Raw genomic sequence first — 14,606 nt, 5'->3', positions numbered from 1 at the left:
GCTCCGGGGGGCTGGCAATTATCCCCCGGCAGCGGCCGCCTACACCTTGTCGCCCATCCCGGCGAGCCGATCCGCCATGCGGACGAGGTCGGCGAGGCTGCGGGCCTTCAGCTTCTGCATGATCTGGGCGCGATGCACCTTCACCGTCACCTCGCTGAGGTTGAGGCTGACCGCGATCTGCTTGTTCATCAGCCCGCTCGCCACCAGCGGCAGGATCTCGCGCTCGCGCGGGGTCATGGCAGCGTAGCGCCGGCGCAGCTCCGCCATCTGGGCGGCCTCGGCGCGGCGGCGGCGGTCCTGCTCGATGCCGTTGTGCACCGCGTCCAGCAGGTCCTGGTCGCGGAACGGCTTCAGCAGGAACTCGATGGCGCCCGCCTTCATCGCCGCCACCGACATCGGCACGTCGCCATGGCCGGTGATGAACACCACGGGCAACTGGATGCCGTGGCGCTCCAGCTCGCGCTGGAATTCCAGCCCGCTGGCGCCCCGCAGCCGCACATCGACGATGAGGCAGGCCGGCAGATCGGGCCGCGCGAAGTCGAGGAAGGCCCGCCCCGATTCGAAGGTCCGCACCATGTGCCCCTCGGAGGCCAGCAGGCTCTCCAGCGAGGCGAGCACGGAGGGGTCGTCGTCGACGACGAAGACGGCGGTTTGCTCGCTCATGGCTCCTTACGTTCCCTCTCCGGCGGCACCATGGCCGCCGGCAGCACGAAATGGAAGACGGCGCCGCGCGGAAGCCGCGGCGAAACCCACAGCCGCCCGCCATGGGCTTCCACCACGGCGCGGGCGAACATCAGGCCCATGCCCATGCCGCCGGTCTTGCTGGAGACGAAGGGATCGAAGATGCGCTCCGCCAGCGCCGGGTCCACCCCGGTGCCGGTGTCGGCGATGTCGAGCCGCACCTCGCCGGTGTCGATGGTCTGGGTGGTTATGGTCACCTCGCGCTGGTGGTCGCCCACCGCCTTGATGGCGTCGATGGCGTTTTCGATGAGGTTGCACAGCACCCGGTGAAGCTGGACGGCGTTGCCGATGACCGGCGGCAGATCCGCCGCCAGCCGGGTGAGGAGGGGAATGTCCTCGAACCGGGCCTCGCCGCTGGCGGTGGCCACCGCCTCGGCGACCAGCCGGTTGAGGTCCAGCGGCACGCGCTCCTGCGCGCCCTTGAGGAACATGGTGCGGATGCCGGTGACCACCTTGTTGGCGCGGTGGCCGTCCTCCACGATGCGGCGCAGCGCGTCCTCGGCGCGGTCGAGCCGGGGTTCCTCACGCCCCAGCCAGCGCCGGGCGGCGTCGGCATTGGTGATCATGCTCGCCAGCGGCTGGTTGATCTCGTGGGCGATGGAGGCGGAGAGCGCCTCCATCGCGATGAGCCGGTTCTGCCGCACCCGCCGCTCGGCGGCCAGCGTGCGGGCGAGCCCGGCATAGACCGACACCGTCTGCGACAGCAGCACCAGCAGCACGATGCTCGCCGCCGCCAGCCCGTAGAGCCGGCCGACCCACCAGCCGATGCTGAGGCGGATCGCCCCGCCGATATAGGAGATCAGCAGCAGCTCGATGGCGAGCGAGACCAGCACCAGCCCCACCCAGATGTCGAGCGGCCCGCGCCGCCGCGCCAGCAGCACGGCGAGGCCCATGGCATAGAGCGCGAAGGCCGCCAGCGGCACGTAGCGCCACAGCTCGGCGACGTTGCGGGCGTCGCGCATCAGCAGCGGCAGCCCCTCGCGATGGGCGAGCACGAGGCCGAGCGCCGCCACCACCCCGGCGACCACCGCGAGCACGCATTTCGCCACCGCGACCCCGGCGAAGCGCCCGCGCACCGTGCCCGCCGGGGCCAGCCCATAGCCCAGCACGAAGAGCGGAAAGCCCAGCCGCCGCAGCAGCGCCACCATTGCGGTGACCTGCAGCCCGAGATCGAGGCCGAGCGCATCGAACACCCCGGGAAAGGACAGCACCCACATCGGCACCAGCAGCGCCGAGAACAGATAGCCCGAGGCCAGCACCAGCAGCGCCCGCGTCCGCTGCACCGCGAACAGGCCATAGAGCAGAGCCGCCGTCATCAGCTCCAGCATGGCGATGGCGGCGGCATAGGCCGGCAGGATCGCCTCGGTGTGCTGCGTCGCCAGCCGGGCATAGGGCATGGTGGCGACGAACAGCGCCACCAGCGCCAGCGACACGCCGATGGCGATGGTCATCTGCCCGCGCGTCACCGGCGGGGACATCAGGCTGCGCTCGTCTGCGGCGGACACCGGCTCTCCCTGAAGCGCGTGGCGCGACCCGCGCCGGCGGCGCCGGACGCGGCCCGCTCCCGCGGGCGACCCCCGCGCCGCGCCGACACTAGCGGAGCGCGCCACCGCAGGCCACCGCCGGAAAGGCCACCCGCGCGGGCCGGGCAGGGCAGACGCGCGGGACGGCCGTCGGCGGGGCTTGCCGAAGAGCCGCAGCGGCGCCGCGCGCGGGGGAGCCCGCGACGTTTTCCACAGGGCGCGCCGCGGCACCCGGCGGAGGGCGCCGGGTGCCGGCCCGTGGTCGCGGCGCGGACGGTCGCGGCACCGCCAGGGCGAGGGGGAATGGTGCCGGTGGCGCCGCGCCGCAAGCGCGAACTGGACGGGGCGGGTGCCGGCTCTCTATCTTCCGCCGATGCTCTCCGACAATCCCGCCTACGAACCGGAGGCGGTCGCCGGTCCCGCCATCGACCGCCTCGGGATCATTAGTGGGGCCACACCAACCGCGACTGATGCCGGCGCCCGTTGAAAATCACGCCCGAGTTCCGTCGCCGTATTTTGCGGTGCCGCCGCTGACTATCTATCTAATTTTTCTCGTTTATTTCCGATCTCGGGCGCTTAGCTGGCCCAAGGTGGCCGACGCCCGATTTGAATCGTCGGATCTCGGGCGTCCATAGACGGATTGAACGAGGTAAGAGAGCGTGAGTAGGGGAGTGCCTCTCTGCCTTTAGGAGCCGACATCCAACCCTAGAACAGGGGAATGACATGCGCCGCCTACTGCTTGCCGCCGTTCTAGCCGCTGCGCCGCTCGCTGCGTCGGTGCCCGTAGCACTTGCCCATGAGGCCGACCGCTATACAGTTCTTTTCTGCACGGGCGATATCGCTGCGTGCGAGAAGCAGCGCGCCGAATTTCGCCAGCTCGTAAAGTCCGCCTATCGCAACGATCTCAACGCTCAGCGAGCTGTCGCTCGTGCACTTTGGCGCGGAACTCCAGTCGTGCCGCCCCAGTGGCAGGACGGTTGCGCCTGGCACATGACCATCACCGCGCTGCGCCCGAAGGGGTTGACCGAGGCCGACTTCGAAAACATGAAGGTGAGCTGTAGCCTCCTCCGCGAGGACCAGATCGCGCTCGCGCGCAACGAGGCCCAGCGCATCGGGCACCGCATCCTCGCCGGTGGCAAGATCGACGAGAGCGTCAGCCCACCGCCGTCTAAGAGGCTCGACGCCACCGCCGAGCCTCTCTAAGAGCCGCTTACGCGCTTGCTAAACGCCGCCGGCGACGCCGCGTCTGTTCTGCAATATCATCTGTCCCGGCCGCCGCGAATGTCCGACTTCTGCAATTTTGCCCACGCCGCCCAGCTCGCTCGCCGAGGCTCGTCAAACCCTTGATCCGCCGGCCCTTTGCCCGCCCAATCCCACCTAATCCCGCCTCTGCAATTTCATCTGTCTCCCTTCCGCCGACCCGCCCCTCCTCCGTCGCAGAGCCCGCCATGGACACCCGCCACCTCGAAGCGTTCCGCGCGGTGTACGAGAACGGCTCGATGAGCGCCGCCGCCGCGGTGCTGAAGAAGTCGCAGCCGGCCATCAGCAACCTCATCGCCCGGCTGGAGGACGAGATCGGGCTGAAGCTGTTCCACCGCGCCCATGGCCGGCTGGAGCCGACGCCGGAGGCGGCGACCTTCTTCTCCACCATCACCCGCACCCTCGACGCGATGGAGCGCACGCTCACCGTCTCGCGCAACCTCAAGGGGCTGTCCTCGGCGACGCTGCAGATCGCCAGCCCGCCCGGGCTCGCCACCTACATCCTGCCGCCGATCATTGCCGAGGTGCTGCTGCAGAACCGCGGCGCCACCGCCCGCTTCATCACCCGCTCCTCCTATGCGGTGCGCGACCTCGGCGCGATCGGCGCGTTCGATGTCGGCTTCGCCGAGCTGCCGATCGACATCCACGTCGCCTCGCTGGAGCTGTTCGAGCTGGCCTGCCTGTGCGTCATGCGGCCGGACCACCCGCTCGCCGGCTTGCCCCGGGTGACGCCGGCGCTGCTGGATTCCATGCCGTTCGTGACGCTGTTTCCCGAGCACATCACCCACATCGCCGCGGCGGAGGCCTTCTTCGAGGCCAAGGCGCACTGGAACGTGGTCGCCGAGGCGGAGTTCTTCGGCACCGCCTGCGCGCTGGTGCAGCAGCTCGGCGCGGCGACGCTGGTGGAGCCGGCCACCGCGCGCTTCTTCACCGCGGCGGGGCTGGTCGCGGTGCCGTTCGAGCCGCGCGTGCCCTACCGTTTCGGCATGTTCCGGCCCAGCACCCGGCCGCCCTCCCGCATCGCGGTCGAGTTCATGGACCGTTTCCGCCGCGCCATGGCGGCCGCCTCCGCCGGTCCCTGCCACGCCGGGCGCTGAAGGCGCCGCTGCCGGCAAAAAGAATGCGCACAAATTTGAAGCAGTGCCGGGCGATCATCCCCCGCCGGGGCGCCTGCCCGCCGCCAACGGGCCGGCGACGCCGACCCAGCGGGCAGATGCCGGGTCTTTGTCGACAGGCTATAACTTTGCTTTATGGATTTCCCCCTTTTTCCTGTTTGACGATCGACCCAAACAGGCCCGTGATCGCACCCAGAAAACCGGCGGGAGCCGGCCACCGGAGTGCATCATGTCGGCGACGCAGCGGCTTGCGGAACTTGGTCTCACCCTGCCGGTGCGCGGCGGCGGCGCGGACTATTACGGCAAGCTCTACGGCAAGATGAAGCCGCACTACATCAGCGACCGGCTGCTGTTCCTCTCCGGCCAGACCGCGGGCGTGGACGCCGAGGGCCGGGTGCTGTTTCCCGGCCGCCTCGGCCGCGACGTCACCATCGAGCAGGGCTACGAGGCCGCCCGCCTCACCGCGCTGAACTGCCTCGGCTGCATCGCCGACGCTGTGGGCGACCTCGACCGCGTCACCGGCATCGTCCGCTCGCTCAACTTCATCGCCTGCGCGCCGGATTTCACCGCGCCGCACAAGGTCGCCAGCGGCCTGTCCGACCTGTTCGAGCAGGTGTTCGGCCCGGAGATCGGGGTCGGCGGGCGCGGCTCGATCGGGGTGATGTCGCTCGCCGACGACTACTGCTTCGAAACCTGGGTGACGGTGGAAATCCGCTGACGCCCGCACGCCGTGCCGACCGACGCCGCCGTGCCTGCAACGACAACAACATCTTCCAGGATATGTTTCAGGCGGGCCGGGATACCGGCGCGCCGCCTCACCCGGCAGCGCGCACCACGCCACGGCCGACCTTCGAGAGGGAGTTTGAGATGACGATGAAAGGCATCGCCGCCGCTGCCTTCGGGCTTGGCCTGGCGCTCGCGCCGCTGGCGACCTCCACGGCCCGCGCCGAGGAGATCACCATCGGCTTCACCGCCGCGCTGTCCGGCGACTTCGCCGCCTTCGGCCTCAACATGCGCAAGGGCCTCGACCTCGCGCTGGCGGAGCTGAACAAGAAGGGCGGCGCCACCTACACGATCGACGCGGTGGACGACCGCGGCGAGGCCCGCGAGGGCGTGCTGATCGCCCAGCGCTTCTGCTCCGACCAGAAGGTCGACGTGGTGATGGGCTATTCCTTCTCCTCCATCGCGCTGGCCGCGGTGCCGGTGTTCAACGACTGCAAGCTGCCGGTGCTGGCCTCCGCCGTCACCAGCCCGGCGCTGTCGGGCGTCAGCCCCTATTTCCGCCGCAACGTGCTCACCGACGCGGTGCAGGGCGCGATGATGGGCACCTACGCCGCCAAGACGCTCGGCGAATCGAAGATCTACGTGCTGAACCAGCAGGACGACTACGGCATCGGCGTCGCCAAGGCCTTCACCGAGGCGGCCGAGAAGGCCGGCGCCAAGATCGTCGGCTCGGAATCCTACCTGCTCGGCTCCAAGGATTTCCGCACCCTGCTGACCAAGGTGCGCGCCGCCCAGCCGGATGCCATCTTCATCGGCGGCTTCTACACCGAGGCGGCCAAGATCGCCGAGCAGGCCCGCGGCCTCGGCATCAAGGCGCAGCTTCTCTCCACCGACGGCGCGCTCAATGTCGAGCTGATGAAGCTCGGCCGTGGCGCGGTGGAGGGCATGATCGTCTACGGCATGTTCGACCCCTCGGTCGCCACCCCGGCGACGGCGTCCTTCCTCTCCGCCTACAAGGCGGCCTTCTCGGAGGCGCCGAGCGCCTGGGCCGCGCTGGGCTACGACGCCGGCATGACGCTCGGCGCCGCGGTCGAGCTCGCCGCCAAGGACGGCCCGGTCACCCGTGAGAGCCTGAACACCGCCTTCGGCAAGCTGAAGGACGTGCCCGGCGTCACCGGCCCGACCACCTTCCTGCCGAGCGGCGACCGCAACGGCGCGCTGTATTTCCTCGCGGTCAAGGACGGCACCTTCACCCTGGCGCCCAAGCAGCCCTGAGGCGCGGGCGGGAAGGCCGGCGGCCTTCCCGCGTCTCCGCCCGGCGCGGCATCGGTGCGGCTGTCGTCCGCGCCGGTGCCTCCCGCCCGGTTTCACCCATCCGGTCGCGCGGCAGCTCGCCCAGCCCCCCTGTAGGGTTGCCCGCAACTGGATCCGGCGGTCCGGTGCCTTCGGGCATCGGGCCGTCGGGTCGGCTTTCTCCCCGAAAGTCCCCCGCTCCGGCGGCGGCTGAGCTAGCCTGGGGAGACCCTTCCAGACTGCGGTGATCATGGACTATTTCGGACAGTTGCTGGCGAACGGTCTTGTTCTCGGGGCGGTCTATGCCCTGGCGGCGGTCGCCTTCACGCTGGTCTATGGCGTGGTGCGGCTGGTGAACTTCGCCTTTGGCGAGCTGTTCATGGTCGGCGCCTTCCTCACCACCTCGCTGATGCTGCCGGAGGTGCGCCTTGTCGGCCATGTCGTGCCGATGCCGGGCTTCTCCTTCCCGGTCGCCGCGCTGGTCGCCGTCCTCCTCACCGCCGCGCTCGGGGTGGCGGTGGACCGCATCGCCTACCGGCCGCTGCGGCGGGCGCCGCGGCTCGCCCCGCTCATCACCTCCATCGCCGTCTCGGTGGTTCTGCAGAGCCTCGCGCAGACCGTGTGGGGGGCGGAGGAGCTGCGCTTTCCCGAATTCGAGCTGGCGACCTATCCCCCGGTGGTGCTGTTCGATTCGATCTATCTCAGCGTCATGGACCTGGTGGTGATGGCGAGCGCGCTCTGCGCCATGACCGGGCTCACCCTGTTCGTTGCCCGTTCCAGCCTCGGCCGGGCGATGCGCGCCAGCGCCGAGGACCAGACCGCGGCGCTGCTGGTGGGCGTGCCGGTCGACCGGGTGGTGGCGGCGGCCTTCGCCATCGGCTCGGGCTTCGCCGCGCTGGCGGGCGTTCTCTATGCGCAGACCTATGGCTTCGCCCATTCCAGCATGGGCTTCCTGCCGGGGCTTAAGGCGCTCACCGCGGCGGTGCTCGGCGGCATCGGCTCCATTCCCGGCGCGGCGCTGGGCGGGGTGGTGCTCGGCCTCGTCGAGGCGCTCGGCGCCGGCTACCTGCCGAACGGCACCGCCTGGAAGGACGCCATCAGCTTCGTGCTGCTGGTGCTGCTGCTCTATGTGCGGCCGCAGGGCCTGCTGGGCCGGCCGGAGCTGAACGCCGCCGGCCGCGGCAGCCTGCTCGGCGGCGCGGCGGAAATGGGCGGCTGGCTGCGCGGCGTCTTTGCCGGGCTCGACCGGCTGCTGGCCGGCAGCTCCGCCCGGGGCGGCGCCGTCGCGCTCGGCGCGGTGGCGCTGGCGGCGGCGGCCGGGCTGCTGGTGCCGTCGGACTACTGGCTGCGCATCCTCACCACGGTGCTGATCTACGGCATGCTGGCGAGCGGGCTGAATGTCATCGTCGGCTTCGCCGGCCTGCTCGATCTCGGCTTCGTCGCCTTCTGGGCCGTGGGGTCCTACCTCACCTCGATCCTGTTCGTGCTGGTGCTGAAGGATGGCTTCGGCGTTGCGCTGCAGGAGACGTGGTGGCTGTTCTACCTCAACCTGCCGCTGGGCGGGCTGCTGGCGGCGGCGCTGGCGGTGCTGCTCGGCACCCCGACGCTGCGGCTGCGCGGCGACTATCTCGCCATCATGACGCTCGGCTTCGGCGAGATCGTGCGGATCGTCGCCATCAACTGGGTCGGCCTCACCAACGGGCCGATGGGCATACGCGGCATTCCCGCGCCGGTGCTGTTCGGCGTCCCGCTCGGCACGCCGCGGGCGCAGTTCTTCCTCGCCCTGACGCTGGCGGCGGCGGTGGTGTTCATCGTGGCGCGGCTGGTGCGCTCCTATGTCGGGCGGGCCTGGGTGGCGATCCGCGAGGACGAGGAGGCCGCCGAGGCGATGGGCGTGCCGACCGCGCGGTACAAGCTCTACGCCTATGCCATGAGCGGCTTCGTCGGCGGCTTCGTCGGCGTTTTCTATGCCCACTACCAGCAATATATCAGCCCGCTCAATTTCTCCCTGTTCGAGAACATCATCCTGCTGATGCTGATCGTGCTGGGCGGGCTCGGCACCTTCATCGGGCCGTTCGTCGGCGCGGTGATCTGGATCGTGTTCCTGCAGGTGGCGATCGACATCCCCTTCGTGCAGGCCTACCCCGAGACCCGGTTTGCCCTGCTGGGGGTGATCCTCATCGCCCTGATGCTGTTCCGCCCGCAGGGGCTGGCGGCGAGCGCGCGGGTGCCGCTGGTGATGGCCGGGGCCGGTCCCGGCAAGGCCGGACGCGCCGAGGGTGCGGTCGCGGGGAGGGCCGGGACATGAGCGCGGCGCCCCCCAATCCGGCGGCACCCACGCCCGCGATCCTCGCGGCCGAGGGCCTCACCGTCCGCTTCGGCGGGTTGGAGGCGATCGGCGGGCTCGACTTCGCGGTGGCGCGCGGCGCCATTCACGGGCTCATCGGGCCCAACGGGGCGGGCAAGACCACGGTGCTGAACGCGCTGACCGGCTTCGTGCGCCCGGCCGCCGGCCGGCTCAGCTTCGACGGCGCCGAGATCGGTGGCCTCGGCGTCGCCGCCATCGCCCGGCGGGGCCTCGCCCGCACCTTCCAGAACATCCGGCTGTTCGGCGCCATGACGGTGCTGGAGAGCGTGCTGGTCGGCGGCCATCGCGGCTTCGGTGCCTCGCCGCTGGCGCTGGTGCTGCACACCGCCGGCGCCAGGGCCGCCGAGCGCGCGGCGATCGCCCGCGCGGGCGAGCTGCTCGACTTCGTCGGGCTGGGCCGCGAGGTGGCCGGCCGGGTGGCGACGACCCTCTCCTACGGCCACCAGCGCCGGGTCGAGATCGCCCGCGCGCTGATGAGCGAGCCGAAGCTGCTCCTCCTCGACGAACCGCTCGCCGGCATGAACGCGGTGGAGAAGGCGGAGATCGCCGATCTGGTCCGCGCGGTGCGCGCGCGGGGGGTGAGCGTGCTGCTGATCGAGCACGACATGCAGATCGTGCGCGCGCTGTGCGACCGGCTCACGGTGCTGGAATACGGCAAGCGCCTTGCCGACGGCGACCCCGAGGCGGTGCTCGCCGACCCCGCGGTGCAGGCGGCCTATCTCGGGAGGGCGCGATGAGCGGACCGGCCGGAATCGGACACATCGTCCACCCCACCGCACCGACCAGCCACCCCGCCCTGCCGGTGGAGCCGCTGCTGGAGGTGCGGGGCCTGTCGGTATCCTACGGCCGCATCCGGGCGGTGGAGGGGGTGGACCTCGCCGTCGAGCCGGGCCGCATCGTCTCCCTCGTCGGCAGCAATGGCGCCGGTAAGTCCACGACACTCATGGCGATTTCGGGAATCCTGCCGCTCGCCGCCGGCACCGTGCGCTTCGCCGGGGAGGACATCACCCGCCTCGCCCCCGAGGCGCGGGTCGGCCGCGGCATCGCCCACGTGCCGGAGCGGCGCCGGGTCTTTGCCGGCATGAGCGTGCGGGAGAACCTCGTGCTCGGCGGCTACAGCCGCGGCGACCGCGCCGAGATCGAGCGCGACATCGACACGCTGACCGCGCTTTTTCCTATTCTCGGCAAGAGGTTGGGCCAGGCGGCGGGGACGCTCTCGGGTGGCGAGCAGCAGATGCTGGCGATCGCCCGCGGGCTGATGAGCCGGCCCTCGCTGCTGATCATGGACGAGCCCACCATGGGCCTCGCCCCGCAGGTCATCGACCTCATTCTCGACACGGTGCTGGAAATCCGCGCCCGCGGCACCACGGTTCTCCTCGTCGAGCAGAACGCGGTGGAGGCGATGCGGCTGTCCGACCACGTCTATGTCATGCGGCTCGGCCGCATCGTGCACCAGGACAGCGGATCGAACATCGATCCCGACCGGGTGAAGGCCTTCTACATGGGAGCAGAGGCATGAGCGATTCCGCAGACGCCGCACGGCCCAGGATGCGTCTCGGCACCTTCCTCGGCGTGCCGCCGGCCAGCCGGGCCACCGCCGGCCAGATCGCCGTGCTCGGCCTGCCCTTCGACTGCGGCACCCACGCCACCCGCATCGGCTCGCGCCAGGGCCCGGCCTCGTTCCGCGCCATGTCGAGCGAGGTGCGCCCGTTCTATCCCCCGCTGGCCGATGCCGACCCCCGCGCCGGTGGCCGGGTGGTGGACCTCGGTGATGTCGACGTCGTCGCGTCCGATCTGGCCCCGTCGCTCGCCACCATCGAGGCGGCGGTGTTCGAGGTGGTGGAGGCGGATGCGGTGCCGCTCTGCGTCGGCGGCGACGGAACCGTGACGCTGCCGGTTCTGCGTGCATTGGCAAGGCGTTACCCCGAGCTGGTGCTGGTGCATATCGACGCCCACACCGACGCCTATCCCGGCGAGGACGTGAACACCGGCACCACCTTCACCCGCGCGGCGGCGGAAGGGCTCATCGATACGCGGCGCTCCTTCCACATCGGCGCCCGCGGCACCATGCTGGTGCCGGGAGCCTATGACTATACCCGCTCGCTGGGCTTCCACGTCATCACCGGCGAGGAGGTGCGCCGCCGCGGCGCCGCCGATGTCGCCGCGCAGGTCCGCGAGACTGCCGGCAACCGCCCGGTCCATCTGTCCTTCGACATGGACTACTTCGACCCCTCCGCCGCGCCGGGTGTCGCCACTCCGACCTGGGGCGGCCCGCCGGTGGCGGAGGTGTTCGACCTGCTGCACGGTCTCAAGGGGCTCGATCTCGTCGGCGTCGACATCAACACGCTGAGCCCGCCCCATGACGTGCAGGGCATGGCCGCCATGCTGGCCGGCCATGTCGCCGTCATCGCGCTTCACCTTGTCCAGCTCGGCCAGGCCGAGCATCGCCTGAACGGAGGAACCCGCACATGACCGGAACCGGCAGCAGCACGACCCTCGTTCCCGAGCCCTATGTGTGGACCGAGCCGCCGCTTGGCGATGCCAAGAGCGCGCCGACCGCCTTCTACACCGACCCCGAGGTGTTCCGGGCCGAGGTGCAGCACATCCACCTCAAGACCTGGTTCTTCGCCGGCCGGGTGGAGGAGGTGCCCCAGCCCGGCGACTACAAGGCGCTGAATACGGTCGGCGGCCCGGCCATCCTGGTGCGCGGCGAGGACGGGGTGCTGCGCGCCTTCGCCAATTTCTGCCGGCACCGGGCTTCGATCCTGCTCGAAGGCTGCGGCAACGCCAATTCGATCATCTGCCCCTATCACGCCTGGTATTACCGGCTCGACGGAACGCTGGCCGGCGCGCCCGGCATGCGCGAGGTGCCGAAGTTCGAGAAGCCGCCGCACGGGCTCATCCCGATCCGCATGGAGGTCTGGGAGGGCTCGGTGTTCCTCAACTACGACGAGAACGCCCCGGACCTCCTCACCCATCTCGGCAACATGCCGGAGCTGCTCGGCAGCCATCGGATGGGCGACATGGTACGGACCTGGCACGTCGAGATCGAGACCAAATGCAACTGGAAGCTGCTGCTGGAAAACGCGATGGAGACCTACCACACCGGCATCGTCCATGCCGCGACGGTGGGTGCGCAGCGCTCGCTCAGCTTCCCCACCGTCGGCGAATGGCACTGCATCCAGGTGCAGGCGAACCGCTCCATCGCGGTGCTCGGCCAGGAGCCGCCCTTCCCGGTGATCGAGGGTCTGTCGGAACAGTCGCGCAAGGGTACCTACTTCACGCTGATCGAGCCGACGACGCAGTTCGCCTGCGCGCAGGACTGCATGTGGTGGCTGGCGGTGCGACCGGTCGCGGTGGACCGCTCGGTGCTCTCGGTCGGCGGCTGCTTCCCCAGGGCCTATACCGAGCTGCCGGACTTCGCCGAGCGCGCGGCGCCCTATTACAAGCGCTGGGAAGCGGTGGCGCTGGAGGATGTCGGCATTCTGGAGCGCCAGCAGGTCGGGCTCAATTCCATCTTGGCCCGCCCCGGCCCGCTGTCATGGCGCGACGACATGGTGCTGGCGATGAACCGCTGGGTTCTGGCGCGGCTTCCCGCCCATATCCGTGACGGGATGGGTGCATGATGCGCGTCCTCCTCACCCACAACCGGGACCTGCTGAAGCACTTCTACGGCGACCGCGCCGTCGAGGCGCTGAGGAAGCTGCCCATCGACCTCGTGATGAACGACAGCGACACCCCGCTCCAGGGCGAGGCGCTGGTGCGGGCGGCACAGGGCTGCCAGATCGTCATTTCCGACCGGCTGGCCGCCGGGCCGCGCGAGGTGATGCTGGCGCTGAAAGGCGTGAAGCTCTTCACGCGCTGCGCCGTCGACATGCGCAACATCGACGTCGAGGCGGCCTCCGAGGCGGGCATCCTCGTCTGCAACTGCTCGTCCGGCTATGCCGACGCGGTGGCCGAGCATGCGCTCGCCCTCATGCTCGATCTCGCCCGCAACATCACCCGTGACGCCGGGCGCTACCACGCCGGCATTGCCGAGCACCCCATGGTGTTCGGGCGCCAGCTCGCCGGGGCCCATGTCGGGGTGATCGGCTATGGCTCGATCGGGCGGCGGATCGTGGAGCTGGCGCTGGCCTTCAAGATGAAGGTGACGGTCCACGACCCCTATGCGCGCATCGACCATGGCGCAGTGACGCCGGTCTCGCTCGACGCGGTGCTGGCCGAGCCGGATTTCGTGGTCTGCGCCGCCTATGCCACGCCCGAGACCGAGCGGATGATGAACGCCTCCGCCTTCGCCCGGATGCGGCGCGACGCCTTCTTCGTCAACATCTCCCGCGGCATTCTCGTGGACGAGGCGGCGCTCGAGGCGGCGCTGCTCGACGGCACCATAGCCGGCGCCGGGCTCGATGTCGGCGACGGGCCGGATCAGCAGCCCTCGCTGGCGCTGGCCCGGCTGCCCAATGTGGTCGCGACCCCGCATTCGGCGGCGCTGATGATCGAGCCCTCGGAGTTCCAGGCGCTGGAGACCGTGGAGCAGGTCAAGGCGGTGCTGGCCGGGCGGCTGCCCATCCACGCCAAGAACCCGGACCGGGTGCCGGGCTGGCTCGCGCGATGACCGCCCTGCTGCCCGCTCGCGCCCCGGCGTTCCGGGCGCCGCCCGGCGCCTGCGACTGCCACATGCATGCCTATGGCCCGGCGGACATCTACCCGCCGGCGCCCGCCTCGCCGTTCCCCCCGGTCGCCGGGGGCGAGATCGCGGCCTATTTCCGCGCCCGGGCTCTGCTGGGGCTGAGCCGGGCGGTCGTGGTGCAGCCATCGGTCTATGGCTTCGACAACCGGGCCACTCTCGACGCAATGGCGGCGCTGGGAGAGGACGGGCGCGGCGTCGCCGTGGTGCCGCCCGATGTGGCGGAGGCCGAGCTGGAGCGCCTGACCGCGCTTGGCATTCGCGGCGTGCGCTTCTTCATGATCGGCGGCGGCGCGCTGGGCTGGGAGCATCTCGAGACGCTGGCGGCCAAGGTCGCGGCGTTTGGCTGGCACGTCCAGATGCAGATGGACGGCCGGCTGCTGCACGAGGCCGAGGAGCGGCTCGCCCGCCTGCCGGGCCGGCTGGTGATCGACCACAACGGCAAGTTCCTCGAACCTGTCGGGATCGATCATCCCGGCTTCCGCGCGCTGCGCCGGCTGGTCGAGGGCGGGCGCACCTTCGTGAAGACCTCCGGGGTCTACGAGACCTCGCGGCTCGGGCCGCCGGACTATGCCGATGTCGCCCGTCTTGCCCGCACCCTGATCGCCGCCTATCCCGAGCGCTGCCTCTTCGCCACCAACTGGCCCCATCCCTCCAAGCCCGGAAATCCCCCGGACGATGCCGGCCTGCTGGACCTGTTCGCCGGCTGGTGCGGCGATGCCGCCGTCGCGGCCCGCATCCTTGTCGACAACCCGGCAGAGGTCTACGGCTTCCCGCCGGTCGGGCCGGAATGCAGGCCGGAAGGAAGGACCCTATCGTGCTGAACGTTACGCGAACGGAGTTTTTTGGTCCCCGCCGTGCGCCGGTTGTTTCGGGGGAGGCGATGGTGGCGACGT

General features: G+C 70.4%; 13 protein-coding genes. 11 read left to right on the top strand and 2 right to left on the bottom strand.

Annotated features, from left to right (window positions below):
• Positions 1–39 precede the first annotated feature (39 nt).
• Positions 40–663 (bottom strand): response regulator transcription factor, encoded by a 624-nt coding sequence (locus tag KHC27_RS18415; protein ID WP_213340915.1) that lies wholly within the window; start codon positions 661–663, stop codon positions 40–42.
• A complete protein-coding gene (locus KHC27_RS18410; protein WP_343210940.1) occupies positions 660–2,246 on the bottom strand; it encodes an ATP-binding protein in 1,587 nt (528 codons plus the stop codon). The genes KHC27_RS18415 and KHC27_RS18410 overlap by 4 nt, the downstream gene beginning before the upstream one ends.
• Before the next feature lie 741 nt (positions 2,247–2,987).
• Here KHC27_RS18410 and KHC27_RS18405 point away from each other — a divergent pair.
• The 11 genes from KHC27_RS18405 (at position 2,988) to KHC27_RS18355 (ending at position 14,534) form a co-directional block, all read left to right on the top strand.
• The gene (locus KHC27_RS18405; protein ID WP_213340913.1) at positions 2,988–3,467 is read left to right on the top strand and encodes a hypothetical protein; all 480 of its coding nucleotides are present in this window, start codon (positions 2,988–2,990) and stop codon (positions 3,465–3,467) included.
• Positions 3,468–3,712: 245 nt separating this feature from the next.
• Complete coding sequence (locus KHC27_RS18400; protein ID WP_213340911.1) at positions 3,713–4,621, top strand: LysR family transcriptional regulator; 909 nt, start codon at positions 3,713–3,715, stop codon at positions 4,619–4,621.
• Positions 4,622–4,868: 247 nt separating this feature from the next.
• Positions 4,869–5,357 carry a RidA family protein gene (locus KHC27_RS18395; protein ID WP_213340909.1) on the top strand — a complete coding sequence of 163 codons (489 nt, stop codon included), beginning with the start codon at positions 4,869–4,871 and terminating at the stop codon, positions 5,355–5,357.
• Between the two features lie 149 nt (positions 5,358–5,506).
• Positions 5,507–6,637, top strand: a complete 1,131-nt coding sequence (locus KHC27_RS18390; RefSeq protein ID WP_213340906.1) for an ABC transporter substrate-binding protein — start codon at positions 5,507–5,509, stop codon at positions 6,635–6,637.
• Between the two features lie 268 nt (positions 6,638–6,905).
• A complete protein-coding gene (locus KHC27_RS18385) occupies positions 6,906–8,963 on the top strand; it encodes an ABC transporter permease (protein WP_213340904.1) in 2,058 nt (685 codons plus the stop codon).
• Positions 8,960–9,760, top strand: coding sequence for an ABC transporter ATP-binding protein (locus KHC27_RS18380; RefSeq protein WP_213340902.1), 801 nt, complete (start codon positions 8,960–8,962; stop codon positions 9,758–9,760). Before KHC27_RS18385 ends, KHC27_RS18380 begins: the two co-directional genes overlap by 4 nt.
• On the top strand, positions 9,757–10,542 hold the full coding sequence (locus KHC27_RS18375; RefSeq protein WP_246520062.1) for an ABC transporter ATP-binding protein: 786 nt from the start codon (positions 9,757–9,759) through the stop codon (positions 10,540–10,542). The genes KHC27_RS18380 and KHC27_RS18375 overlap by 4 nt, the downstream gene beginning before the upstream one ends.
• Positions 10,539–11,495, top strand: coding sequence for an arginase family protein (locus KHC27_RS18370; protein ID WP_246520061.1), 957 nt, complete (start codon positions 10,539–10,541; stop codon positions 11,493–11,495). The genes KHC27_RS18375 and KHC27_RS18370 overlap by 4 nt, the downstream gene beginning before the upstream one ends.
• Positions 11,492–12,649, top strand: a complete 1,158-nt coding sequence (locus tag KHC27_RS18365; protein ID WP_213340900.1) for an aromatic ring-hydroxylating oxygenase subunit alpha — start codon at positions 11,492–11,494, stop codon at positions 12,647–12,649. The genes KHC27_RS18370 and KHC27_RS18365 overlap by 4 nt, the downstream gene beginning before the upstream one ends.
• The gene (locus KHC27_RS18360) at positions 12,646–13,638 is read left to right on the top strand and encodes an NAD(P)-dependent oxidoreductase (protein ID WP_213340898.1); all 993 of its coding nucleotides are present in this window, start codon (positions 12,646–12,648) and stop codon (positions 13,636–13,638) included. The genes KHC27_RS18365 and KHC27_RS18360 overlap by 4 nt, the downstream gene beginning before the upstream one ends.
• Entirely contained in the window at positions 13,635–14,534 is a 900-nt protein-coding gene (locus tag KHC27_RS18355; RefSeq protein WP_213340896.1) for an amidohydrolase family protein, read from the top strand. Before KHC27_RS18360 ends, KHC27_RS18355 begins: the two co-directional genes overlap by 4 nt.
• Positions 14,535–14,606 lie beyond the last annotated feature (72 nt).

Origin of the sequence: Ancylobacter lacus (assembly GCF_018390635.1) — a bacterium.
In the GTDB taxonomy this organism is placed as follows: Bacteria; Pseudomonadota; Alphaproteobacteria; order Rhizobiales; family Xanthobacteraceae; genus Ancylobacter; species Ancylobacter lacus.
Note: the sequence above shows the minus strand (reverse complement) of the source record. Positions and strands in the feature narration are given on the sequence as shown.

What these genes read in the sequence shown, in the direction of transcription:
- KHC27_RS18405 (WP_213340913.1), top strand. Translation starts at nt 2,988, where the DNA reads ATGCGCCGCCTACTGCTTGCCGCCGTTCTAGCCGCTGCGCCGCTCGCT.
- KHC27_RS18415 (WP_213340915.1), bottom strand. Translation starts at nt 663, where the DNA reads ATGAGCGAGCAAACCGCCGTCTTCGTCGTCGACGACGACCCCTCCGTG.
- KHC27_RS18370 (WP_246520061.1), top strand. Translation starts at nt 10,539, where the DNA reads ATGAGCGATTCCGCAGACGCCGCACGGCCCAGGATGCGTCTCGGCACC.
- KHC27_RS18395 (WP_213340909.1), top strand. Translation starts at nt 4,869, where the DNA reads ATGTCGGCGACGCAGCGGCTTGCGGAACTTGGTCTCACCCTGCCGGTG.
- KHC27_RS18355 (WP_213340896.1), top strand. Translation starts at nt 13,635, where the DNA reads ATGACCGCCCTGCTGCCCGCTCGCGCCCCGGCGTTCCGGGCGCCGCCC.
- KHC27_RS18365 (WP_213340900.1), top strand. Translation starts at nt 11,492, where the DNA reads ATGACCGGAACCGGCAGCAGCACGACCCTCGTTCCCGAGCCCTATGTG.
- KHC27_RS18360 (WP_213340898.1), top strand. Translation starts at nt 12,646, where the DNA reads ATGATGCGCGTCCTCCTCACCCACAACCGGGACCTGCTGAAGCACTTC.
- KHC27_RS18390 (WP_213340906.1), top strand. Translation starts at nt 5,507, where the DNA reads ATGACGATGAAAGGCATCGCCGCCGCTGCCTTCGGGCTTGGCCTGGCG.
- KHC27_RS18375 (WP_246520062.1), top strand. Translation starts at nt 9,757, where the DNA reads ATGAGCGGACCGGCCGGAATCGGACACATCGTCCACCCCACCGCACCG.
- KHC27_RS18400 (WP_213340911.1), top strand. Translation starts at nt 3,713, where the DNA reads ATGGACACCCGCCACCTCGAAGCGTTCCGCGCGGTGTACGAGAACGGC.
- KHC27_RS18385 (WP_213340904.1), top strand. Translation starts at nt 6,906, where the DNA reads ATGGACTATTTCGGACAGTTGCTGGCGAACGGTCTTGTTCTCGGGGCG.
- KHC27_RS18380 (WP_213340902.1), top strand. Translation starts at nt 8,960, where the DNA reads ATGAGCGCGGCGCCCCCCAATCCGGCGGCACCCACGCCCGCGATCCTC.